General features: G+C 36.0%; 22 protein-coding genes. 10 read left to right on the top strand and 12 right to left on the bottom strand.

Annotated features, from left to right (window positions below; all coding sequences use genetic code 11):
• Positions 1–13: 13 nt before the first annotated feature.
• The 3 genes from L1S34_RS10015 to guaA all read right to left on the bottom strand — a co-directional run bounded on the left by L1S34_RS10015 (position 14) and on the right by guaA (position 4,049).
• A complete protein-coding gene (locus tag L1S34_RS10015) occupies positions 14–415 on the bottom strand; it encodes an OsmC family protein (protein ID WP_236363910.1) in 402 nt (133 codons plus the stop codon).
• Positions 415–2,358 (bottom strand): PBP1 and LysM peptidoglycan-binding domain-containing protein, encoded by a 1,944-nt coding sequence (locus tag L1S34_RS10010; RefSeq protein WP_236363909.1) that lies wholly within the window; start codon positions 2,356–2,358, stop codon positions 415–417. The genes L1S34_RS10015 and L1S34_RS10010 overlap by 1 nt, the downstream gene beginning before the upstream one ends.
• Positions 2,359–2,519: 161 nt before the next feature.
• Complete coding sequence (gene guaA, locus L1S34_RS10005; protein WP_236363908.1) at positions 2,520–4,049, bottom strand: glutamine-hydrolyzing GMP synthase; 1,530 nt, start codon at positions 4,047–4,049, stop codon at positions 2,520–2,522.
• 168 nt (positions 4,050–4,217) lie between these two features.
• On the opposite strand from guaA, the gene L1S34_RS10000 reads away from it, so the two are divergent.
• The gene (locus L1S34_RS10000; protein ID WP_236363907.1) at positions 4,218–4,745 is read left to right on the top strand and encodes a hypothetical protein; all 528 of its coding nucleotides are present in this window, start codon (positions 4,218–4,220) and stop codon (positions 4,743–4,745) included.
• A gap of 71 nt (positions 4,746–4,816) precedes the next feature.
• Here the strand turns inward: L1S34_RS10000 and L1S34_RS09995 are convergent, their stop codons facing one another.
• On the bottom strand, positions 4,817–5,476 hold the full coding sequence (locus tag L1S34_RS09995; RefSeq protein WP_166136956.1) for a hypothetical protein: 660 nt from the start codon (positions 5,474–5,476) through the stop codon (positions 4,817–4,819).
• A 348-nt stretch (positions 5,477–5,824) separates the two neighbouring features.
• Here L1S34_RS09995 and L1S34_RS09990 point away from each other — a divergent pair, with 348 nt between their 5' ends.
• The 5 genes from L1S34_RS09990 to L1S34_RS09970 all read left to right on the top strand — a co-directional run bounded on the left by L1S34_RS09990 (position 5,825) and on the right by L1S34_RS09970 (position 11,236).
• Positions 5,825–7,066: a chloride channel protein gene (locus L1S34_RS09990; RefSeq protein WP_236363906.1), complete on the top strand. Its 1,242-nt coding sequence runs from the start codon at positions 5,825–5,827 to the stop codon at positions 7,064–7,066.
• 81 nt (positions 7,067–7,147) lie between these two features.
• Positions 7,148–8,152, top strand: a complete 1,005-nt coding sequence (locus L1S34_RS09985; RefSeq protein WP_236363905.1) for a DHH family phosphoesterase — start codon at positions 7,148–7,150, stop codon at positions 8,150–8,152.
• Positions 8,153–8,156: 4 nt separating this feature from the next.
• Positions 8,157–8,822 carry a gliding motility-associated peptidyl-prolyl isomerase GldI gene (gene gldI, locus L1S34_RS09980; RefSeq protein WP_236363904.1) on the top strand — a complete coding sequence of 222 codons (666 nt, stop codon included), beginning with the start codon at positions 8,157–8,159 and terminating at the stop codon, positions 8,820–8,822.
• 15 nt (positions 8,823–8,837) lie between these two features.
• Positions 8,838–9,962, top strand: coding sequence for a peptidylprolyl isomerase (locus L1S34_RS09975; RefSeq protein ID WP_236363903.1), 1,125 nt, complete (start codon positions 8,838–8,840; stop codon positions 9,960–9,962).
• Between the two features lie 23 nt (positions 9,963–9,985).
• The gene (locus tag L1S34_RS09970; protein WP_236363902.1) at positions 9,986–11,236 is read left to right on the top strand and encodes a peptidylprolyl isomerase; all 1,251 of its coding nucleotides are present in this window, start codon (positions 9,986–9,988) and stop codon (positions 11,234–11,236) included.
• A gap of 78 nt (positions 11,237–11,314) precedes the next feature.
• Here L1S34_RS09970 and L1S34_RS09965 read toward each other — a convergent pair whose 3' ends face one another.
• The 5 genes from L1S34_RS09965 to L1S34_RS09945 all read right to left on the bottom strand — a co-directional run bounded on the left by L1S34_RS09965 (position 11,315) and on the right by L1S34_RS09945 (position 16,319).
• Positions 11,315–11,755, bottom strand: a complete 441-nt coding sequence (locus L1S34_RS09965) for a hypothetical protein (RefSeq protein WP_236363901.1) — start codon at positions 11,753–11,755, stop codon at positions 11,315–11,317.
• A 131-nt stretch (positions 11,756–11,886) separates the two neighbouring features.
• Positions 11,887–12,468 carry a DUF4411 family protein gene (locus tag L1S34_RS09960; protein ID WP_236363900.1) on the bottom strand — a complete coding sequence of 194 codons (582 nt, stop codon included), beginning with the start codon at positions 12,466–12,468 and terminating at the stop codon, positions 11,887–11,889.
• Positions 12,465–13,619: an ImmA/IrrE family metallo-endopeptidase gene (locus tag L1S34_RS09955; RefSeq protein WP_236363899.1), complete on the bottom strand. Its 1,155-nt coding sequence runs from the start codon at positions 13,617–13,619 to the stop codon at positions 12,465–12,467. The genes L1S34_RS09960 and L1S34_RS09955 overlap by 4 nt, the downstream gene beginning before the upstream one ends.
• A 127-nt stretch (positions 13,620–13,746) precedes the next feature.
• Entirely contained in the window at positions 13,747–14,985 is a 1,239-nt protein-coding gene (locus L1S34_RS09950) for a tetratricopeptide repeat protein (protein WP_236363898.1), read from the bottom strand.
• Between the two features lie 5 nt (positions 14,986–14,990).
• Positions 14,991–16,319: an ATP-binding protein gene (locus tag L1S34_RS09945; RefSeq protein WP_236363897.1), complete on the bottom strand. Its 1,329-nt coding sequence runs from the start codon at positions 16,317–16,319 to the stop codon at positions 14,991–14,993.
• A gap of 275 nt (positions 16,320–16,594) precedes the next feature.
• Here L1S34_RS09945 and L1S34_RS09940 point away from each other — a divergent pair, with 275 nt between their 5' ends.
• From L1S34_RS09940 to L1S34_RS09925, 4 genes are all read left to right on the top strand, one after another.
• Positions 16,595–17,509: an ABC transporter substrate-binding protein gene (locus L1S34_RS09940; RefSeq protein WP_236363896.1), complete on the top strand. Its 915-nt coding sequence runs from the start codon at positions 16,595–16,597 to the stop codon at positions 17,507–17,509.
• A 68-nt stretch (positions 17,510–17,577) separates the two neighbouring features.
• Positions 17,578–18,147: a hypothetical protein gene (locus L1S34_RS09935; protein ID WP_236363895.1), complete on the top strand. Its 570-nt coding sequence runs from the start codon at positions 17,578–17,580 to the stop codon at positions 18,145–18,147.
• A 45-nt stretch (positions 18,148–18,192) separates the two neighbouring features.
• Complete coding sequence (locus tag L1S34_RS09930; RefSeq protein ID WP_236363894.1) at positions 18,193–18,669, top strand: DinB family protein; 477 nt, start codon at positions 18,193–18,195, stop codon at positions 18,667–18,669.
• Between the two features lie 91 nt (positions 18,670–18,760).
• Entirely contained in the window at positions 18,761–21,589 is a 2,829-nt protein-coding gene (locus L1S34_RS09925; RefSeq protein WP_236363893.1) for a M16 family metallopeptidase, read from the top strand.
• A gap of 426 nt (positions 21,590–22,015) precedes the next feature.
• On the opposite strand, the gene L1S34_RS09920 is transcribed toward L1S34_RS09925, so the two are convergent.
• The 3 genes from L1S34_RS09920 to L1S34_RS09910 form a co-directional block, all read right to left on the bottom strand.
• Positions 22,016–22,372: a hypothetical protein gene (locus L1S34_RS09920; protein WP_166136917.1), complete on the bottom strand. Its 357-nt coding sequence runs from the start codon at positions 22,370–22,372 to the stop codon at positions 22,016–22,018.
• A 60-nt stretch (positions 22,373–22,432) separates the two neighbouring features.
• Positions 22,433–23,611 carry an AIR synthase related protein gene (locus tag L1S34_RS09915; protein WP_236363892.1) on the bottom strand — a complete coding sequence of 393 codons (1,179 nt, stop codon included), beginning with the start codon at positions 23,609–23,611 and terminating at the stop codon, positions 22,433–22,435.
• Between the two features lie 98 nt (positions 23,612–23,709).
• Positions 23,710–24,549, bottom strand: coding sequence for an OmpA family protein (locus L1S34_RS09910; RefSeq protein WP_236363891.1), 840 nt, complete (start codon positions 24,547–24,549; stop codon positions 23,710–23,712).
• Positions 24,550–24,555 lie beyond the last annotated feature (6 nt).

Genomic DNA, 24,555 nt, shown 5'->3' with positions numbered 1-24,555 from the left:
TTCTTAATTATTTTTAAATCCAATCAAAAGTAATTCGTTTTTCAATATCTGGATGCAAACTCAAAAAAACGGGACAGGTCATTGCCGCACGTTCTAATATTGTTTTCTGCTTGCTGTCATCCGTTCCTTTGAGTACAAAAACAATCTCAATTGCTCCTATTCGTCTTGGTTCGGCATTCATAATTTTAGTTACTTCAGCTATTGACCCAGAAAGATCAACTTCTAAATCTCTTGCTTTTATTCCCATGATGGTCATCATACAAGAGGCTAGCGCATTGGCTACGGTATCTGTTGGTGAGAACGCCTCGCCTTTGCCATTGTTATCTAATGGTGCATCAGATATAATTTCTGTTCCCGATTGTAAATGAATCGATGATGTTCTTAAATCTCCGAGATAGGTTACTTTAGATGTCATTATTTGGCTTCTTTAATTGTTAAATCGCTTTCGTATTGCAAAATGTAAATTCCTTTATTGATGAAAGCGCCCTCGTTGTTTTTATAAAATTCAAATTTGTTATCCATTTGTTCTGTAGCGGTACTACCAACGGTTTCTAAGTAACTTTTGTCTTGTGCCAAACGCATCATAGTATCAAATGTCACATCAAATCCTCGGATGGCAAAAACGCTCGGATTACTTTTATTTTTTTTCTTGAACTCTTTTTCAAAAATGGCGGCTTGTTCAGAATAACTTTCACGCGTTACCGAAGGATACATCAACTTTAACTTCACCAAATTATTGAAGTTAATTTCGTCCGTATCTAGCGTTTCATTTGGCTCTAAAATAACTAGCTGCACTTTATACGTTGCCATTGCGCTCATGAGGCTCGCAACAGTTGATTTGATCATTCCTGTATTGGCCGTTTCCATGATTACATAATTGATTTTATCTTTTTTCAACATGCCTTTGATACTCTCTGCTGTTATACCTCCGGCCGCTGTTAAAGGAGCGAATCGAACATCAGGATGTGTATCAGTAATATATTTAATCACAGAACCTTTCTTTTTATCCACTACAGCAATTATGTTTCCGCCTTTACTTCGCATAAAATCGAAAACGGCATTTTTAACCGCAACAGGATCCGGAATAGATTGCACTAAATTAGGATATGAAACTCCCAAATCTTTAGATAAAGGCGACACTACAGGAACTTGATTAGCTGCTAAAATTTCGGCAGCTTTCTCGACATTGTTTTGATAAAATGGTCCTATCACAGCATCAAAACTTGATAAACCTTCCGATTTAATCAAAGCTGCAACGGCAGTACTATTTTTGGTTTCTTGCGAATCTAAAATTTTAATATCCATATTCAAGCCTAAAACTTTTGCTGAGTCAATAGCCATCATGGCACCCGCATAAAAATCTAAAGTCATGTTCAGGAACTTGTCTTTTTTAATACGAGAACTGATTGAATTAACCGTGTCGTTTTCAATTTTAGAAATATTGAATGGTAACAGCAAAGCTAATTTTTTCTTAGCATTGCTTTTTTTGGTGATTGTTGCGTAATCTTTTTTCGCTTCCGCAGAAGCTGATATTGCTGCTGTTTCAGGAATTTTGATTTCCATCCCTACCTCAACTCCGTTGGCCAAAGCTGGGTTTTGTTGCAACAACTCCTCTTGTGAAATCCCTGCCATTTTTGACAAACTATAAAGCGTTTCTTTTGGTTTTACCTCATAGCTCACATATTTCAATTTAGCTACAGTGGCAGCCGGTACTGGAGCAGCAACTTCTTTTTTAACTTCTGCAACTGCCGTAGGTTTTGTCGTTTTATTTGTATTCCCTTTGATGGTTAATTCATATTCAACAGGCAAATTAGCAACAATCTCAGGATTTTTTTTCTCTAACTCTTCAACGGTAAGTCCGTATTTTTTTGCTATCGAATACTTGGTCTCTTTAGCAAGTACGGTATGAAAAATAGTTGGCTCTACTTTTTGTTTTGCAGCAGCTTTCATTTCTCCTGAACCCGGAATAGTTAGCACCTGGCCAATTTGCAACCCTTCTGATTCTAAAAATGGATTGGCGGCTTTCAGCGCCTCATCAGTAATACCGTATTTTTTTTCAATCCCATAAAGTGTCTCTTTGGGTTGCACTTCATGCGAAGTTACTTTAGCTTTTGCAGTAGCAGGAACAACTGCTTTCTTACTTGCTTTTGTTGGAATAATTAAAACGCTATTGGGTTTTAAGCCGCTTTGAGCATCAGGATTTAACTGATAAATATCAAAAGGGGTAACTTGATACTTCTGCGCAATTTGATTAATTGTTTCTCCTTTTTCAACCTTGTGAGTACTTGATTTAGCTTGTGCTTGACCATTTTGGTGAAACATCAAAACCGATAGGCAAATTGCAAAAAAATATTTCATTGTATTTGTTGTCTAAATTATTCAAATCTATTAATGAAGCAACGGTATCAAATTTTATTCCAAAAATCTGATACCGTCACTTGTTGTATTTACCAATTAGAACTCAATTTTACTTTAATTCCGCGTGAAATTAATCTGGAAAACTGCGTTTTGATGGTTGCTTATTCCCATTCTATAGTTGCTGGCGGTTTAGAGCTAATATCATAAACAACTCTATTTACCCCTTTCACTTTATTAATAATATCATTTGATATTTTCATTAAAAACTCATACGGTAAGTGTACCCAGTCAGCTGTCATTCCGTCTGTTGATTCCACAGCACGTAACGCAATTACTTTCTCATAAGTACGCTCGTCACCCATTACTCCTACACTATTTACAGGAAGTAAAATGGCGCCTGCTTGCCAAACTTTATCGTATAATCCCCATGATTTTAAGCCATCAATAAAAACAGCATCAACATCTTGTAGAATTTGTACTTTTTCTGGTGTAATATCTCCTAAAATTCTGATCGATAAACCTGGACCTGGAAAAGGATGTCTGCCTAACAATTCAGGATCGATACCTAAGGAAGCTCCTACTCTACGAACCTCATCTTTGAAAAGCATTCTCAATGGCTCAACAATTTTTAATTTCATGTAATCAGGTAAGCCACCTACGTTATGATGCGATTTTATGGTTGCTGATGGACCTTTAACAGATACTGACTCAATAACATCAGGATAAATAGTTCCTTGAGCCAGCCATTTTACGTCTTCGATAATTTTTGATTCATCGTCAAAAACTTCAATAAAAACGCGGCCGATTGTTTTTCTTTTGGTTTCAGGATCACTGATACCTGCCAATTCTGACAAGAAACGATCTCCCGCATCAACGCCTTTAACGTTAAGGCCCATACCTTTGTACTGGTCTAACACATTCTGAAACTCATTTTTACGAAGCAAACCGTTGTTTACAAAAATGCAATATAAATTTTTACCAATAGCTTGGTTCAAAAGTACCGCAGCTACAGTTGAATCGACTCCGCCTGAAAGTCCTAATACTACTTTATCATCTTGTAATTTTTCTTTTAACTCGGCAACCATATCCTGCACGAAGGCATTTGGCGTAAAGGTTTGAGGAACCTCGGCTATTTTTACCAAAAAGTTTTCGAGCATTTTTGCTCCATCCGTCGAGTGGAAAACCTCAGGATGATATTGAATCGCATAGGTAGTCTCGCCTTCAATTTTATAAGCAGCAAATTCCACATCATGAGTACTTGCTAGCTTCACTCCATTGGTTGGAAGCGCTTTGATACTATCGCTATGACTCATCCAAACTTGGCTATTTTCAGCTACGCCATCAAAAAACAGTTCATTTTGTTTGATGAATGATAAGTTGGCACGACCGTATTCACGAGTGTTCGATGCTGCTACTTCGCCTCCATTAAAGTGAGCCAAATATTGCGCTCCGTAACAAACGGCTAACAAAGGAAGCTTGCCTCTAATTTGAGATAAATCAGGGTGAGGCGCATCTTCTGCTCTCACTGAAAATGGACTACCACCAAGAATTACTGCTTTGTAAGAAGATAAATCTGTTGGAAAATTATTGAATGGGAAAATTTCGCAGAATATATTTAATTCGCGAACTCTACGCGCAATAAGCTGTGTGTATTGCGATCCGAAATCTAAAATAAGTACGTTGTGTTGCATGCGCAAAAATACTTTTTATATTTTGATTTGAAAAACTGAATTTTGAAAAAAAATCAATTTCTTTGGAAAGAGAGATAAAAAAATAGTCTTGCCGATTATTTTTAAACCCAACTGCAAAAAATATCGTAAATGCCAAGACAATTTAAGTAAACACAAAAACAAATCTAAATGAAAAATTCCATTTTTACAGGACTAATAGCCCTACTTTTATGTTGTACTTCGTGCAATGTGATAGACGACTTATTAACTTTTAACATCGAAAATCAAACTAGTTTTAAAATCGAAAGTGCCTTTCCGGTTGGCTCAGCCTTAACGATCGTTACACCTGAAGTAACTACCAACTCTAGCAGCACATTTGAAAACAACAACACTCGAGCTGATTTGGTAAAGGATGTCAAATTATCTCAATTGCGAGTTAGCATTACCAATCCATCTGGCAAAAATTTTAGCTTTTTAAAATCGATTGTATTGTATATTTCAACAGATGCTAATGACGAAATAGAACTCGCACAACTAGATAACATTAACAGCACGACCAATACATTAGACTTAATTTGCACCACAGCAAAACTAGATAAATATGTAAAAGCCTCGTCTTATAAAATACGAACTCGAGCAGTGATTAAAGAAACAATCACGGAGGATATCACTGTAAATGCAGCAATGAAGTTTAGAGTGACCGCTGATCCTTTCTAAAATAAAAGACATAAAAAAAGACTCTTGAAATCTAAATCAAGAGTCTTTTTTTTATCTAATACTAGGACTACTTAGTCTTTTACCAAAATGATAGTCGCCTTAAAACCGGTACCTAAATTCCACTGACTGGCTGATATTAGCGCTCCTTTGTCATCATAGACCTTGAACTCGGCCGTATTAGGACCTGAACTTCCTTGATTAATCGCTTCGAAATCAATTTTATTAAAACCTTTTTCGAGTACGATTTCAAAACCTTTGTAGTTTGAATCTAAATACACTTGATTCTGAATCACCTTATCGTTTAAATACACACGAATTAAATCACCATCAACATAAGCCGCGTCACGATACATTACTTTGGCTGATACTGAACCTGTGGGGAAACTGCCTAAATCTTGATTTCGTCGGTACACAACCCCTTCAGGATTCGGTTCTTTTTTGTTGAATTTATCTCGTACAACATCTCCTGGATTAATAAATTCGTTTTTAGGGATCAATGATATTTCCTTTTCTGGAAGGCTTGGCTCCGTAACAATCGGGTTTGGGCTAACCACCTTTGGCGTGTTTGGCGAGCTGATAGGCGGGATATCAATTTTTGGTGGTGCTGTTTTCTTTATTTTAGGTGTATTGTTCTTTGGCGGAATGGCTTTAAATTTAGAACTAAACTCACTCTGCGCCTGTCCTGAGTAAGACCATCCTAAAAGTAAGAGTAAAAATAATATCCTTTTCATAATATGTTACTAAACGTTTTTAATATTTTTTCCGGCCTAAAAATAGAAAATGAAATGTGTAAAATAAGGCCAATTGCTATACTTTAACTTTCATTTATAACAATACTTTTCTAGTTTTAGTACCTGCTCACCAAAAAATAGATTTTTCGATTCTGCTTATTTAGAAAATCAAAAAGATACTGCTTTGGCTATTTTTTTTTAGTGGGCACCAAAAAGTATGCCATTAGAAACAATCGCAAAACTTAAAAACAAAAGAGTTAAGGCTCTTAAAAGTAAATCATATCCTATTTTTGAGGCATGTCTTTATTGAGAAAGTAATACTTTTGTAAATAAAATGTCTGTAACCGTATGAATGTTGCCCCACTATCACCAAAATTGATTGCAATAGCACAATGGCTTTTGCTTGCCTTATTTATTGGTATTGCAGCAGGATCCGCATCAGCTTTTTTCTTGGTGAGTTTAGATTGGGTTACAAAACTTAGAGAACTACAACCTGAAATTATTTGGTTGTTACCAATAGGCGGCTTATTCATAGGTTTAGCTTACCACTATTACGGGCAAAGTGTAGTTGCTGGAAATAATTTAATCTTACAAGAATACGATCAGCCCAAAAATACGATTCCTTTAAAAATGGTGCCATTAGTTTTAATCGGAACTTTGATAACACATCTATTTGGAGGTTCAGCCGGTCGAGAAGGTACCGCAGTGCAAATGGGAGCAGCAATAGCTGATCAATTTACACACGTTTTTAAATTAGAGGCAATTGATCGTAAAACGATCTTGATTATGGGAATTAGTGGAGGTTTTGCGGCGGTTTTTGGTACTCCGCTTGCAGGTGCATTGTTTGCTTTAGAAGTTGTTTATTTTAGTGGTTTACAACCAAAAAGTATTATTTGGAGTTTTATCACTGCTTATGTAGCGCACTATACCGTACTACTTTGGTCCGTTTCACATACGCACTATCACATTCCACAAGTTCCCGAGATCAGCATGAGCGTAATTTTTTGGGTAGTAGGATGCAGTATTTTATTTGGATTTGCATCAATGCTATTCTCCAGAAGTACACAATTTTGGTCGCTTATATTCAGTTTAGTTACTTATTCGCCATTACGCCCTTTTATTGGAGGAATCGTAATTGCAAGCGTAGTTTATGCAATTGACACTACAAAGTACATTGGCTTAGGAATACCAATGCTTACGGGAGCATTTGTACAAGCAAATGCCATACAAGATTTTGCCATAAAGATTCTATTTACCAGTTTTACTCTAGGCGCTGGCTTTAAAGGTGGCGAAGTGACTCCTTTATTTATTATCGGAGCTACTTTAGGAAGCGCCTTATCTGTGTTTGTGCCTTTACCACTTGCGTTATTGGCAGGAATGGGTTTTGTTGCTGTATTTTCAGGAGCAACTCACACGCCTATTGCTTGCTCTGTTATGGGCATTGAACTTTTTGGTATAGAAAGTGGCATGTATATTGCGCTGGCTTGCGCAGTTGCTTACCTGTTTTCGGGTTCCGTTGGAATCTATAAATCGCAAATTTTGGGCGGACCAAAAATGAAACTTTACCAATGGCTAAAACTCAAATTTTAGGCTGATTACTTACTTTCAAAAACTTTGTTAATTGTATAAATGATTTCAATAGTAGCGCAAAAAAATGTAATTTCGCAAACTATGAATACACAAGATATACAAGCGATAGAGTCGCTATTGGCTAGTCCAAAAAAAATTGCAATCATTCCGCACCGTGGCCCTGACGGCGATGCTATGGGTTCAACCCTCGGATTGTATCACTTTCTACTCAAAAACAATCACCAACCCACTGTTATTTCACCAAACGAATTCCCTGATTTTTTAACATGGATGCCGGGTTCAGATACTATCAAAATCTACGAAAAAGACAAAATCAATTGTACGGCTATTTTACAAGAAGCAGACTTAATTTTCACACTCGATTTTAACGCTTTTCATCGCACAGGCGAAATGGAACAAGTATTACAAACGCTCACCGCTCCATTTGTAATGATTGATCACCACCAAAAACCTGACGATTATGCAACGGTAACTTATAGCGATACAGCCTATGGCTCTACTTGCGAAATGCTATATCATTTTATATCCTATTTAGGAAAAAAAGAAGATATTGACACGACCATTGGAACCTGCATCTACACAGGTATTTTAACCGATTCTGGTTCATTTCGTTTTCCGAAAACAACAGGAACTACACACCGAATTGTTGCTGACTTAATTGATTTAGGGGTTGACAATACAGCTATTCCTAGTTTACTATTCGATAACAGTTCATACGGAAGATTACAACTATTAGGTAGAGCATTGCAAAACATGATAATTCATCCGCAATATAAAACAGCTTACATAACGTTGAGCCAGCAAGAATTAGACGAGTTTAATTATATAAAAGGTGATACCGAAGGAATTGTAAATTACGGATTAAGCATCAAGGGCATTGACTTCGCAGCAATTTTTATTGAAAATAAAGATGAAAACATTATCAAAATATCGTTTCGTTCTCAAGGTGATTTTGATGTAAACCAATTTGCTCGTGATCACTTTAACGGTGGCGGACATCGCAATGCAGCTGGTGGAAAATCAGACCTATCCTTACAAGAAACGCAACAAAAATTTGAAGCCTTACTAACCCAATTAAGCATCTAATTCTATGAAAAATAGCAAGCATATTGCCCTCGTAATTATTATGTTATTGCTCATAAGCAGCTGCAAGCAGTCGCAAGATGCACGTAGACCAATATCGCATTCTTCAGGTAGTTTTATGAAAAAATCAATTTTGAGGAACAAAAAATTGGTAGCTACTGAAGAATTACAAATTCAAAACGTAATCAAAAACAATCCCAACATTGTTTATCTCGCATCCAAAAAAGGCTATTGGTACAGTTACGAGGCTCGAAATACAACTGATACCCTCACACCAATAAAGGGAGATGTTGCTTTATTTGATTACGAAATAAAGGATTTAGCCGGAACTGTAATTTATAGCCAGAGCGAATTGGCTCCTCAAACCTATTATGTCGACAAACAAAATATCATGATGGGATTACGCGATGGAATCAAACTCATGCGTAAAAACGAAAAAGTTAATTTCCTTTTCCCCTCAAATATGGCCTACGGATATCGCGGCGACAGCAAAAAAATTGGAACCAATCAACCTATCATTTGCACAGTTGTTTTACGCGATTTTTTAACGGAGAGCAAATACAAATTAATGTTATCAAGTCCAACAACTGGTTCTAATGATAGTCTAATAACAACAAAAAAAACAAAAAAAATCAAAGTTGGTGCTAAACTTGCTACCGACAGCTTAAACTAAAACAGAATTACAACAATGAAAAAAAAGATTTTAATTGCCTTAGTAGCTATTGCGAGTTTATATTCGTGTAAAGAAGATCACAACAATTTACCAGACGGATTGTATGCTAAAATTGACACCAACAAAGGCGAAATTATTGTTCAATTAGATTTCGAAAAAGCACCAATAACTGTAGCCAATTATGTGGCTCTTGCCGAAGGAAAAAATGACTTTGTAACCAATGAAAATTTAAAGAATAAACCCTTTTTTGATGGATTGAAATTTCACCGTGTAATCGCTGATTTTATGATTCAAACCGGCGATCCGTTGGGAACAGGTTCAGGAGATACTGGGTATAAATTCAAAGATGAATTTTCAGATTTACGTTTTGACAAAGGTGGTGTTTTAGCAATGGCCAATAACGGTCCTGCCACTAATAGCAGTCAGTTTTTCATCACCCATTTGGCAACGCCTTGGTTGGATGGCAAACACACGATTTTTGGGCATGTTGTAGAAAAAGGAATGGACTTAGTCAATACAATTCAGCAAGATGACTTTATCAAAACGGTTACTATAATTCGCAACGGTGAAAAAGCTAAAAAATTCAACGCAGTAAAAGTTTTTACAGATTATTTTGCTGTCGAATCGGAAAACCAGAAGAAAAAAGCAGCTCTTGACGCAGAGAGTAAACGCATTTATAACGAGAAATACAAAGTTGTTCGCGAAGCTAAATTAGCTGAATTTGCAACACTAAAAAGCAAAGCAACCATAACACCAAGCGGACTAAAATATAACATTACACGTAAAAGCGGAGGTAAAAAACCTGCGAATGGTGCAAGCGTTTTTATTCACTATGCAGGCTTCCTTGAAGATGGTGAATTGTTTGATACAAGCATTGACAACGTAGCTAAAACTTTTGGAAAATACGACGAAAATAGAGCTGCGCAAAACGGATACCAACCAATTCCGTTTACTGCTGGACAAAAAGAAGGATTGATTGCTGGTTTTATCGAAGGAATTGAACAGTTATCATTTGGCGACAAAGCTATAATTTTTATCCCTTCGCGTTTAGGATATGGAGCTGCTGGCGCTGGTGGTGTTATTCCGCCAAATGCGAACATCATCTTCGAAATTGAACTTTTAGAAAAAATGCCACAATAATATTAACACGAACCATGAACACTATGAAAATTAAATTGCTTCTTGTATTTCTTTTTGGAATCGTAAGCCTTCAAGCACAATCGGTTAAAAAACCTGTTACTGCCAAAAAACCTGTAACCACTGCTGCCGCAAAAGCAAAAGTTACTCCAAAAGTAGCCGCTAAACCTGTGGCAAAACAAACCGTTAAACCTGCAATAGCAGATGCTATTTATGCTACCATTGCAACTAACAAAGGTGATATTGTATTGGAACTCGCTTTTAAAAAAGCACCCGTTACTGTTGCCAATTTTATTGCTCTTGCTGAAGGAAAGCATCCTTATGTTACTGTTGAAAGTTTAAAAGGAAAACCGTTTTATGATGGTTTAAAATTTCACCGTGTTATAAATGATTTTATGATTCAAGGTGGAGACCCATCTGGAAACGGATCAGGTGGTCCAGGGTACTCTTTCAAAGATGAAATTACTGATTTAAAACACAATAAAGCAGGAACATTGTCTATGGCTAACTCAGGTCCAGCTACTAATGGAAGTCAATTCTTTATCACTCACAAAGACACGCCTTGGTTAGATGGAAAACACACCGTTTTTGGTTATGTTACTGAAGGAATGCCAATTGTCAACGCTATTGTTGGAAACGACGTAATCACAAAAGTTACCATCACTCGCAAAGGACCTTTGGCAGAAAAATTTGATGCTCCAAAAGTTTTCTCTGATTATTTTAAAAATAAAGCGGAAGATCAAAAAAAGCAAGATGCCGCCAATGCTGAAGCAAAAGCAAAACAAATGGCGTTTTTAGAACAATCTAAAAAAGCTTATAATGAGAAATACGGTGCTGTAATTGGAAATAAAAAATCCTATTTTGCCAATTTAAAAACTACTGCTACCACAACTCCGACTGGATTAATGTATGCTATAACTCAAAAAGGAACTGGAGTTAAACCAGCAGCTGGAACAACCTTTTACTTTCATTACGCTGGCTTTTTTGAAGATGGAAATTTATTTGATAGCAGCATGGAAGAAGTGAACAAAACGTTTGGAAAATACGATGCTAATCGCGCTGCTCAAAACGGTTACCGCCCTTTTCCATTCGAGGCAGGTAAAAAAGACGGAATGATTCCTGGTTTTATTGAAGGGCTTGAAAATATGGGCTATGGTGACAAAGCAGTTGTTTTTATTCCTTCTAACCTTGCTTATGGCGAACGTGGCGCAGGTGGCGTGATTCCGCCAAATACAATGCTTATCTTTGAATTAGAAATGCGCGAAAAACAAGAGTAAATCTTTAATTAAAATCATAAAAAACCCGCTTTAACATTGCTAAAGCGGGTTTCACTTTTTTAAACTATTTTAATAAGATTACTTTTTACCAAACTTCCAGTCAAATTCATCTTTTTGATTGATAATGGCACCAATTTCAAACTTAACCACTTCATCAAATTCAGTTTGAAAAATCATCCAATTTTCTTCATTGAAATAATTTTCAAAAGTATCAAATTCTTCCTGAGTGAACTTGGTAATTGATTTTGCAGTAAGATCTTTTTTTACATCACTGATCTTTTTGTTGATTATTTTATTTCCAAAAAGAAGCAATTCCGGACTTGAAGCTACAATATATCCTAATTTTAAATCCTCTTCAACGTAAAATGTCAAACGCATTTTTAGCTTGTTATAAGCAAAAATAACATTATTGTCTTCGTCTTTGTAATTGCGATCCGGTTTTCCGTAGACTGCCGTTACATCAGTTTGTTTCATTCCGAAAATGAGCTTGTCAATTCCGATTTTTGGATTTATTTTCATGTTTTTAATTTTATTAAAGTTGTCAATTGGTCTCTTCATTAGAAAAATCACCAATTTAAGAAATACAACAGGTTCATTACTAAACTAAGCCCATTCTCCACATCCGTTTTTGATGCCGTAATTCGAAGGTCTCATTTTACGATACTTAATTTTATTTCATCGTTAAACATACTTATTAATTCAGGTAGTGTTTTAGTCGTTATTTTGAGTTCATAACAGATTAGTGGAATTTTATTAAAAAGTTTATTGTCGTTACTAGAGCTGGTTTCTTCAGTAATTAATAATACTTCTTCACCTTTTTGAATAAAATTCAAAGAAGCGATTACGAGTTTCATATCTGCATCTTCTAAAAAGCGTTCTTTTTCAACTTCAAATTCAGCATCAGAAATTTGCTTTTGTTTTTTGACAATGGAATTCACAAAATTATTATCCAACAAGTGAAAGAATTTTTTTGGATTGGGAATTAATAAGTCAGAAGTTTTAAATGGTTGTTTCGATTCTTTTAAAAAATCTTTTTCTTTTAAAAATAACAACTTGTTTAAAATCAAACCTTTTGCTTGAAATTGACATTGTTGATAGACTTTATCAATTATTACAATATCTCCAATTGCTATTTTCAATTTGAAAAAATCAATTAAATGGTTTTCATTATCAAAAGGTAAATAGTATCGAACTAATGATAATAGTGAGTTTGTATCAATAACTATTTTCATAAGTACGTTTCTAATTTTTCTAACTTAATATTTAATCTTTTACATACTTCGTATTCATTTATAACACCTTCATAATAAGCAGTCTGAATCGTTGAGACAAATAATGGAGAATTAATGGGTTTAGGAACAGCTCCCCCCATCTTGATACCATTTAATTTATCTAATTCCTTTTTCCTGTTTTCTTCTGCAATGCGAAATTGATATTGATTGTCAAAATCTTCGCTTATATTATTGTATGAAGATTTTGAAATTTTGTTTTCGTATAATAATCGAGTATAAAGTGATAGTTTGCTTAAATGCGTGAACTTAGAAATATCTTTAATTTGCTGTAAATAATAATCATTTTGCGAATTTGCAAATTTTATTTCGTTAATGAATTTTTCATAATTATTAATCAAGAAATAATATGCAAAATCATTACACCATCTTTCAATTTTACTCAAGTTTTCACTTGCAATATTTAAAGTTGTTACCTGTTCAACTTCCTCTTTATTTAGTAAATAATGTCCAAGTTCATGAGCTAGAGTGAAAATTTCTCTCTTAAAAGATTTTTGCTGTCTTTTCAAGACAATAAAATTTGGTTGAAGAAAAAAACCATCAATATTTGCCTTTTCTTTTTTGTTCCAAGTTTCTATAAATTCAAAAACAAAAACATTATTTGCTCCAAGTTTCCCAATAAAACCTTTTAAAAAATCACGTGAATTTAATGTGAATTCAGGGTACAATTTGCCTCTTAATTCATTTGCAACTTTTAATGGGGAATCCGATGTTTTGTATATTTCAATTTTTCTTTCAAAACTTAAATCAGATAGTTTAGATATTGTCGAAAGATTTAATTTTAATTCTTCAAAATGATTGACTATTTTTTTTGCACCAATATTTAAATCCGAATTGAAATGGTTTTTTCTAAAAAAAATACTTGCTTCTTTATTTACCTCAATGTCTTTTGGGTCTAAATAAAAATTTAAACCCTTATTGAAAATTTTATCTATTCTTTTCAACACATTTAAACTAATTTCTTCAGAATAAATATCACTTATTTCTATTTTCTTTTTAAAACCCTCATTCACAGAAGACAACAGATCTTCCCTCGTCATATTATATAATGACAATAAGTATTGAATCCTGTTTATATTATGCTCTGTTTTCAAGAAAATTTATTTTTTTTCAAAATTACGAATTAGATTCTGTTTTGTTAGCAAAGTTCGACAAAACTTATAATGCGTAAAGATTTAAGCAACTTTCACTATTTACTTTACCAATTTTATCCCAACCAAATTAGTTATTTCTCATAATAAAAAAATTAGACAACCATTGAAAAGCAATAAAAGCTATGATATAAATAGTACTAAAAATAGAATAAAGCTCGTTTGTAGCAACTACGACTGCAATTGAGGCGAAACCTAAAAGGGCTAAACCAATGGCATAACTTGTAAAAAATAGTCTTGGTTTTGCATACAACTTGCCTAACGGCAGCATCATCGAAAAACCGAAAGCGACAAAAACGGTACCCAAATTCATGTTTACAAACAAGACGCCTAAACCAATTAGCAACAAGAGCAAACTACCGCCTACCCAATTGGCACATTTTATTTCTGTGCTAGTAAGCAAATGTTTGCCAAACGGATTTAAGCGAAATAACAAATTACTCAAAGGTGCAATCACCCAAGTTGAGAAAGCAAAGATGGCTAACAATACAATTATTGGTGACAAATAAGTATCCAAAACTTCGTTCGTATTTGCCAAAGCGCGCAACCCTTTTGTAGATAAATAGAAACCTATGATAAAAACCCACTGATTTTTAGAGGTCATGTTTTGCATCCAAAAACTATAACGCAAAAACCAACGGTACAAAATGTATTTGGCTTTAAGCGCCTCTGCCATTCCCGCTTGTGCGTATTCGGAGTTAGGATTATTTTTAAGTGATTCTCTAAAATGGACCAGAGCCTTGTCATTTTGGCCTTTTTCAAGCAAACCCCAGCCATAATTAGCATGCGTATTGGCATTGTTTGGATCTTGTTCTAAAGCTTCTTCTATCGTAGCGAATGAATCTTCTTTTCGGTTGAGTTTTAGCAAGGCCGTACTGCGAACATTGAGTCCTAAAATATGCGAGGCATCAATTGCGAGTGCTTGATTTGCTGCTTCTAGTGCAGCTGTAAAATCTTTCTTGGTATTCAGTATAAAACCCTGAAGCGCGTAATAATCCGGTTCATAAGGATCTAAAATCAAGGCTTCGTTTAAAACTTTCAAAGCAGCATCTGGCTGACCTTTTTCCAATAAAATGCGTGCTTTGGTATGGTATAACGGGTCAAAATCAGGATCCAAACCAATGGCATCATTTACTATTAAAAGCGCTTCTTCAATGCGATCACTATCAATTTTAATTTCGGCCAACATCAGTAAACATTGTATATTGCCCGGCTCAATTGCCAAAACTTCAAGTATCCTTTTCTCTGCTTCGGCATATCGCTTTTGTTGAAAAAGAACGTAGGCCCTTTCCATTATTACATCCGTCATCGGTATTATTTTTTTATTTTTAAAAACTGTAAAATAGGATCATACAATCCCGACTCGTTGGCGTATAAAGCAAAATTCTTCGCCGTTTGAAACCACTCTTTGGTACTTGGTTTGTGTTTTTTTGATGATTCAATTAAATCCTGATTCCCTAACGGTTCCGGAATTCCAGTTTTAAATGCAACTTCCAACTTTTTTTCGATGGCAATATCAATTACAGCACCAATGTCAGCCCCTGAAAAATCAGTAAGAGACTTCACTACCTTTTTATAATCGATTTGTTGCAGTGGTTTATCTTTCAATTTAATTTCCAAAATTGATTCTTTGGCAGCATCATCAGGTGGAGGTACAAAAATAATACGATCAAATCGGCCTGGACGTCTAAATGCATTATCCAAATGCCAAGGCGCGTTGGTTGCTCCCAAAATTAGCACGCCATCATTGGAGGTATCAACCCCATCTAACTCTTGCAAAAATTGATTGATCAATACTTTGCTACTAGAGTGTTTCATATCATTTCGGCTGGCGCCAAGGGCATCGATCTCATCAAAAAATAAAACACAAGGCGTGTTGCGACGGGCATATTCAAAAACTTCATGCAAATTTTTCTCACTATTACCTACCCACATATCCAAAATATCATTCAACCCAACGGTAATAAAATTAGCATTAATTTGACCAGCGGTAGCTTTAGCGATAAAGGTTTTTCCGCAACCCGGAGGACCGTATAATAAAATACCTCCACCCGTTTTTTTACCATACGATTTGTACAAATCAGCAAAATTCAAAGGATGGATAATTTTCATTTCGATTTCCTTTTTCACTTCTTCCATACCGCCCACATGTTCAAAATTGATAGAAGGTTTGGTCGTTATAAAAGCTTTTTCGATTGCTTCGTTAGCATCTTCATCATTGTTGCTGAATGGTTTTGCCTCAGTTAAAGTACTTCTTTTTAAAATAGCATCTAACTCCTCATCTTGGAATTGAGGTTGTATCACTAGTATTTTTTGATAGCTCTCAATAGCTTCTACAATTGAGTTTTCTTGAACCAAAACGCGTGTGTACAAAAGCAAGGCACTCACATTTGAAGGCTGCATGCGCAAAACATCTTCTAAAATAACGATACTTTTGGAGTAAGCCGCTTGCTGAAAATAGACAGACGACAAACCTAATTTTGCCTCAATATGACTAGAATCCAAGTTCAAAATGGCCAAATAATGAGCCTCTGCCTCTGAAAAACGGATTTTTTTCGCTAAAGTGTTGGCAAGCAACAACCTCAAGGGAATATTGTTGGGTGAAAACTGCAAGGCTTCTTCTAAGCTATCGATAGTATCCATTACGGGTATATTTTTAAATTTTGAATAACGAATTTAGGACTTCTTTTTCAATTTTGTCACAAATTACTTTTAAAAATCAATACAAATCTTCCCTTCAGACTTTTCAGTTAAACAATAAAATGTATCAAAAAAATTCAAATTTTAAGCTTTTCAAAGTCAATCAAAAACCATTGATGAAACAAACTCCAACCACAATTATTTGAAAGTAAATTATTATATTTGAAAGTTCTTTTTTGACAGAGAAAATGAAATAAACTGACACCATCTTTACCTTCATGAAAACAATCACACTTGCCTTAGATTGGACTCCCAACGTAAACCACATAGGGATTTTAGTCGCAAAAAAATTAGGATATTACACAGAATTAGGAATAGATTTAGAAATAGTCAGTCCGCTAACCGATAATTACCAACTCACACCGGGCAAGAAACTCGAATTGGAGCTCGCTACCTTTGTACTAGCGCCATTTGAAACCGTAATTAGTTTAAACAACAAAGCCAACAAAGTAGAGGCCCGCGCTATTTATGCTTTGTTGCAAGAAGATTTAAGCAGCATAGCCTCTTTATCAAGCTCAAAAATGACAAGTCCGCGTCAATTAGATGGCAAAATTTACGCATCCTACCAAGCCCGATACGAAGACAAAATTGTGCAAGAACTCGTAAAAAACGATGGTGGAGCAGGTGATTTTGAGATTTCTTATCCCGCGAAATTAGGAATTTGGAATACCTTATTATCCACACAAGCAGATGCAACTTGGATTTTCAATAATTGGGAAGGTTTCGAGGCAAAGAACAAAAACATTGCTCTAGAATGTTGGTCGATGAAAGACTTTGACATTCCTTATGGATATTCGCCGGTAGTAATTACTACACAAAAAACCATTGACGACCAAGCCGAACTTTGCGAAACATTTGTAAAAGCAACCCAACGTGGTTATTTATTTGCTTCGCAGCATAAAGAAAAAGCAATTGCAATTTTGAGACAATTCGTCACTGAAGAAGATAGAGCTGCAATTGATCTTACGCAAGCACTTGAAGCAACGATACCCTATTTTGGAGAAGAAAACAAAATGGGCTTCATGAAACCAGAACGTGTTGAATCGTTCTTGAAATGGCTCGTAACTCATAATTTAGAACAAGAGCAAATTTTAAGTCAAAGCTTGTATAGCAATGCTTTTGTCGCTAATTGATGCTCTCAAAAAACACCTATCAAACTCAAAAATTTTAAAAAAATAGCAACCAAAAATAAACCAAAACTATGAGCGGAACCATCATGCAATCCATATTCGAACGATCCAGAGATACGAAAGAAATAATTTCTATTTGGCAATACAACAGCGACAAAGGTTCGTTAGTAGGCTACATTACTGAAATTAGTGAGGAATATATCGGGTTTCGTCATTTTACAAGATTTGGAAAAGCAGATGGTATTATTTTTATCAAAGTGGGAAATATTAAAAGTGTCGACTTTAACGATGATTACACTAAGGTAATGGAATGTTTAATCGAATACTCCAATATCATTGATCAGCCCTCTCTGTTTAACCTTAATTTACAGCTATCAGATTATTGGCAGCACCAAGCCATTTCGCAATTGTTTGCGGCAGCAGATCAAATTGCTAGTTACGAAATCAACGGAAATGAATATTTCACAGGCTTTGTTCACTCCTATTCTGAAGAAGATTTTATCTTGCGTTGCATTGCCAAAAACGGTGAGGATTTGGGAACTTCATTATTCAAAATAGAAGATGTAACCGAAATTAGAGTAAATGACATAGACGATCGTAGACGTTTGGTTTTGTATAAATGGCGAAAGGCAATTTTATAAAACCAACCACTTTTTTCATTTTAACATCATTAAAATTTATTTGACATGGAACGAAATCAATACCTTTCAAACCGCCTTCGCGAAGTTTTTTTAAACGGAACTTGGATTGCCAACACCAATTATCAAGACCAATTGAAACAAACAAGCTGGGAAGAAGCCAATTTCAAAATTAGAAATTTGAATACCATTGGCAACCTGACTTTTCACATCAATTATTATTTAGAGGGACTTTTGAGCGCTTTCAAGACCGGTCAACTCACCATTAGAGATCAATTTAGTTATGACGATACTCCAGTAACTTCTGCTGAAGATTGGAATCAAAGAATTGCTAACTTCCTGAATAATGCCGAAGATTTTGCAGCAGCGGTCGCTCAATTTAATGATACTGTATTTGATGAAAATTTTATAGATGCAAAATATGGAAGCTTTTTGCGAAATATTGAAGGTGTTATCGAGCATAGCTACTATCATTTGGGACAAATTGTTTTGCTTAAAAAATTAATTGCCTCTACCACTAAATAAATTCTAACCTTTAGTTTTTCATTAGAGCCTTGTCTAAAATTATAGATTTATACGTACTTTTAGCTACTCAAAAACAACCAAAATCAAATCCATGAGATCATTTTACTTCTTGCTTGCAGCTTGCCTAATCTTTGGTAGCGGTAGCAGTTTTGCTCAAAATCAAAAATCCTCCGAATTTAAAGTCGAGTTTGAAAAATTTACACTTCCTAACGGCTTACAGGTTATTTTACACGTTGACCGCTCCGATCCTGTTGTAGCCGTTGCGCTCACAAGTCACGTTGGATCAGCGAGAGAAAAAGCAGGCCGTACCGGATTTGCCCATTTGTTTGAACATTTGCTTTTTTTGGAATCTGAAAATTTAGGAAAAGGAGGATTGGATAAAATGAGTGCTCGCATTGGTGGCGAAGGCGCTAATGGCTCAACCAGTCGCGACAGAACAAATTATTTTCAAACCGTTCCGAAAGATGCTCTCGAAAAAATGATTTGGGCCGAGGCAGATAAACTCGGTTTTTTTATCAATACAGTTACGGAACCAGTTTTGGCAAAAGAAAAACAAGTCGTAAAAAACGAAAAACGTCAAAGCTATGACAACCGACCTTACGGACACAATTTTTCAGTAATATCAAAAAATCTTTATCCAGCATCTCACCCGTACAGCTGGGAAGTTATTGGTTCACTTGAAGATTTGCAAAACGCCACACTTGAGGATGTAAAAGCATTTTACAACCGTTGGTATGTACCCAACAATGTAACGTTGACTATTTCGGGCGACTTTGATGTGGCACAAACTAAAATTTGGGTCGAAAAATATTTTGGCGAAATCAAGCGCGGTGAAGCGATCCCAAAAATGGAAAAACAAGCCGTTACACTAGCTACTACCAAAAAACTATTTTATGAAGATAATTTTGCCAAACTACCGCAACTTACCTTGACTTGGCCTTCTGTTTACGAATACCATCCAGATAGTTATGCCCTAGAGGTTTTAGCTAGTTATTTATCAAAAGGCAAAAAAGCACCTTTGTATAAAACGTTAGTCGAGCAAAAAAAACTAACTGATGGCGTTGATGTTTTTCAATACAATTCAGAAATAGCGGGCCAGTACATGCTCACCGTTACTGCTTTTGACCAAACCAACCTCAACTTAGTACATGCAGGAATTGAAGAAGCTTTCAAAAATTTTGAAGTCGAAGGCATATCCCAACAAGACTTAGACCGTATCAAAGCAGGCCAAGAAACCGCATTTTACACCACTTTATCGAGTGTTTTAGGAAAAGGTTTTCAGTTAGCGCAATATGAAATATTTGCAGGAACGCCAGAATACATCAACCAAGATGTAAAAAATATTTTAGCCGTAACGCGAGAAGATGTGATGCGCGTGTACCAAAAATATGTAAAAGGCAAAAATTTTGTAGCCACTAGCTTTGTTCCAAAAGGACAAAAAAACCTGATTCTTGACGGATCTATTTTGGCAGATGTAGTCGAAGAAAAAATTATAGAAGGAAAAGAAGAAGCATTTGATGCCAGCATAGCCGCTACTTATAAAAAAACGCCATCAAAATTTGATCGCAGCATTGAGCCACCTTACGGCGCAAGTCCTGATGTGATTTTGCCAAGCGTTTGGAAAAATCAATTATCATCTGGGTTGAAAGTTTTTGGTATTGCCAACGAAGAAGTACCACTTGTACAATTTCAATTGCAGTTAAAAGGCGGCATATTATTAGAAGCTAAAAATAAAACTGGCGTAGCTAGTATTTTGGCCGATTTAATGACTAAAGGAACCAAAAACAAAACTCCAGAACAGCTTGAAAATGCGATTGAAAGTCTTGGAGCTACCATTCGTGCTACTGCCACTGACGAGTCGATACTGATTTCAGGAACGAGTTTAGCCAAAAACTACAACGCAACAATGGCCTTGGTCTCTGAAATTATATTGCAACCAAGATGGGATGCAGCCGAATTCGAACTTATCAAACAAAGTACTTTGAGTCAAATTTTACAACAAAAAGCCGACCCAAACAGCATTGCCAGAAATGAGTACAAAAAATTAATTTATGGCGCCAATTCGGTTTTGGCCAACAATCGTGTAGGAACTGAAAGTAGTGTAAAAAGTATCACGCTAGAGGACGTAAAAAATTATTACTCCCAAAATGCCACTCCTACTTTAGCGCAATTACACATTGTAGGCGCGATTGCTACGAACGATGCACTAGCCGCACTCACTGATTTAAACAAAAAATGGGAGCCAAAAAATGTTAGTATTCCTGCGGTAGCAACACCTAAAGAAATTACCGCTTCGAAAATCTATTTTTATGACGTTGCAGGCGCAAAACAATCGGTTATTCGAATTGGGTATCCTGCTTTAGCGGCCACTGACGCTGATTTTTACCCAGCTCAAATTTTAAATTACCGCTTGGGTGGCGGCGGATTTGCATCGCAACTTACACAAGAATTGCGCGAAGGCAAAGGATATACGTACGGCATCAGCTCGTCGTTTAGTGGCAGCGCCAACAAAGGTCCGTTTACCATTGCGAGTGGTGTGCGCTCCAACGTAACTTTTGAGGCCGTGCAGCTTATCAAAGATATCGTGAGCAACTACGGCAAAAACTTTAATGAAAATGATTTAGAAGTAACCAAAGGATACCTCATCAAAAGTAACGCAAGAGCTTTTGAAACCTTGTCGTCAAAACTTGAAATGTTGTACGATATCAGCAATTACAATTACGCTGATGATTACGCCAAACAACAAGAAAACATCGTAAAAAATATTAGCATGGATGAGTTGAAACAATTCTCAGACTTGTACTTAAATTCCAATAAAATGATTTACCTCATTGTAGGTGATGCCGCCACACAATTGAATAAATTGGAACAAATTGGTTTTGGCAAACCCGTTTTACTGAATCCTACAACGACAAAATAAAGCGAGTAGCATTTTTAGTAGCACAAGCGTATTGCCTAGCACACAATTACTCCCGCTGTACGCTATATCTTACTGTCCATCCCGAAGTTTCGGGATTTGCCAGCAAGGATGCCGCTTCCATCGCGGCTAAACTAGGCAGTTAATTTTCAGCACAAAAAAACAGAAGCAATCTTATTTTAAAAGATTGCTTCTGTTTTTTTTATTTAGTAATTGAACTGATTAGGATTAACTCAAATTCAACAACTCAAACGTCATTACAGCAACAAACGCTAGTAGCCCAGACCGAACTGAAAATCCCGGTTTTACAAAAAAATAAATTTTTCTAGTCCTGAAAGAGCGACCAACGGAAGCTCCTTGCAGGATGTAGAAAAATATTTTTTTTGAAAGCGGATTGTAAGAAAGGGCTGGAAATAGCTCCTAAAACAACTAGTCGCTCATTTCGTCGTAGCGCTGTGGCACTTGCGGATCGTACAACGGGCATTTGAATTCTTCGAGTGTATCAGCCAGTAAATTCATGGTTTTACCCTCGGTGCCGTAACAGTCAATTTGGATGCTTTGCGGTGTGGTTTTTACTTGAAAAGCACCTTTACCTTTGGTGTTTTTCCAACTATTTTCGTCTACTTTTTCCCAACTAGAAAAAACAGTCGCCAAGCGGTTTAAAATCACTTGCACTGGCAATTCCTCTAAACCTTCAACGGTTTGTTCCTCCAACAGCGCCTCGTAAACAAGCTGATGATTAAGGTAGACTTCGTCCTCGTATTTCCAAAAAACTAGTTCGTACATGGGTAACAATTTATTTTTTATGGCAAAAAGCAGTTTTCAACATGCCTCTTGACTTTTTTATTAATATTCGAAAGTGCCGTATTCACTCGTAATAGTGAGTTTTTTGGTAGTTGCTCCCTCCACTCTACCAACAATTTGCGCCTCAACATTAAAAGATTGAGCAATGGCAATAATGTCCTGAGCAACAGCTTCGGGCACATATAATTCCATACGGTGACCGCAATTGAACACTTGATACATCTCTTTCCAATCGGTTTTAGACTGCTCCTGAATCAATTGAAATAAAGGTGGCACCGGAAACAAATTATCCTTGATGATGTGTAGGTTTTCTACAAAATGTAAAATTTTAGTTTGTGCACCACCGCTGCAATGCACCATTCCGTGAATTTCATTGGATGAATATTGGTCCAAAATTTTCTTGATAATTGGCGCATAAGTCCTAGTTGGCGATAATACCAACTGCCCGGCATCGATAGGTGAATCAGTTACAGCATCTGTAAGTTGCACCTGACCACTATAAATAAGTTCATGAGGCACCGCGGCATCATAACTTTCTGGATATTTATCTGCTAAATATTTAGCAAAAACATCGTGACGAGCAGAGGTGAGTCCGTTGCTCCCCATACCGCCATTATAACTTTTTTCGTAAGTAGCTTGACCAAATGAAGCCATACCTACAATTACATCTCCCGCTTGAATGTTGGCATTGTCAATAACATCTTTGCGTTTCATGCGGGCTGTTACGGTTGAATCGACAATAATGGTACGCACAATATCACCTACATCGGCAGTTTCTCCGCCAGTAGAATGAATGGTTACGCCAAAAGTTTTGAGCTCTTGAATAAGTTCTTCGGTACCGTTGATAATGGCTGAAATAACTTCAGCAGGAATTAAATTTTTGTTGCGACCAATAGTCGATGAAAGCAAAATATTATCGGTTGCACCTACGCAAAGTAGGTCGTCAATATTCATGATTAAAGCATCTTGTGCAATGCCTTTCCAAACCGAGATATCGCCCGTTTCTTTCCAATACAAATAAGCCAAAGACGATTTTGTACCTGCGCCATCAGCGTGCATGATCAAGCAATGATCTGGATCGTTAGTTAAATAATCGGGTACAATTTTGCAAAAAGCCTGCGGAAACAAACCCTTGTCAATGTTTTTGATTGCATTGTGCACATCTTCTTTTGATGCCGAAACACCGCGAAGTGCATACCTTTTTGAAGTATCTGAACTCATGTAATTTAGTTGTGAAGTCTGCTTTGAGGCAGCTAGTTGTTGGGCAAAGATACTAATTTGATTTAGGAATAAAGAAGTCCATTTTAGGATTTGTTGCACTATTTTTGGACAATGAGAATCTCTACTCTGCGATTGGCAGCGCGTTCTTTTTCATTTTTTTCAGGAAGTGTAAATAGCGGTTTATTGCTACCAAATCCTTTGTACGAGAGTCTTTGCTGCGAAATTCCGTTCGAAATAAGATAATCCCGAACCGCTTTGGCACGTCTTGTGGATAATTTAATATCGTTTGGATCGCTGTTGCAACAGATATGCCCTTGAATTTCAATCCTTAAATTAGGTTCTAGTTGCATAAAGCGCAGTAATTCTTTTAAAATTTCAGTTGCCGGATCAATCATCATCTCAGAGTTGAATTTAAAATTTACATTTTGTAAAATTATAAATTCACCCGCCTTCGCTTCTTGAAGTTGTGTAGTTAAGTTTTTCGAAGTCACTGTTACTTGCGCTTCTATGGGATTTACCGGATTTTTATTTTGTACCAAGGACGGAATTATCAAATCAGACTTCCGAACTGTTTCTTGATAAAAAATAATTACTTTGCGATGAATTCCATGATGTGACGCCCCTTCAAAATCTTCACCAAATGCAACAATAATTGAGGTAGAATCAACAAGAATTGCATTTGCTTCAAACCGTTTTATAATGTGGTCTGCTCTTTTGTATGCAAGCCGTTTATTATATAAAAAACTAGCTGTACTATCACAGTAGGCCTCAATTCGGGAAATTTTAATTTGCTGATTATCTTGTAACCAGCGTGTAAATTTTACATCAGAGGTATGGTTGAGATAATCTTGATCAACATCAAAATAAAAAGCAACTTGCTGTTGCGAAAAAATTGTTCCACTCCATAGTAGGCAAACAAAGAATAAATATTTAATCATCTTTTT

It is taken from the genome of Flavobacterium sp. K77, from assembly GCF_021608205.1.
GTDB classification, from domain to species: domain Bacteria; phylum Bacteroidota; class Bacteroidia; order Flavobacteriales; family Flavobacteriaceae; genus Flavobacterium; species Flavobacterium turcicum.
This window is presented reverse-complemented; position numbering and strand designations above follow the sequence as displayed.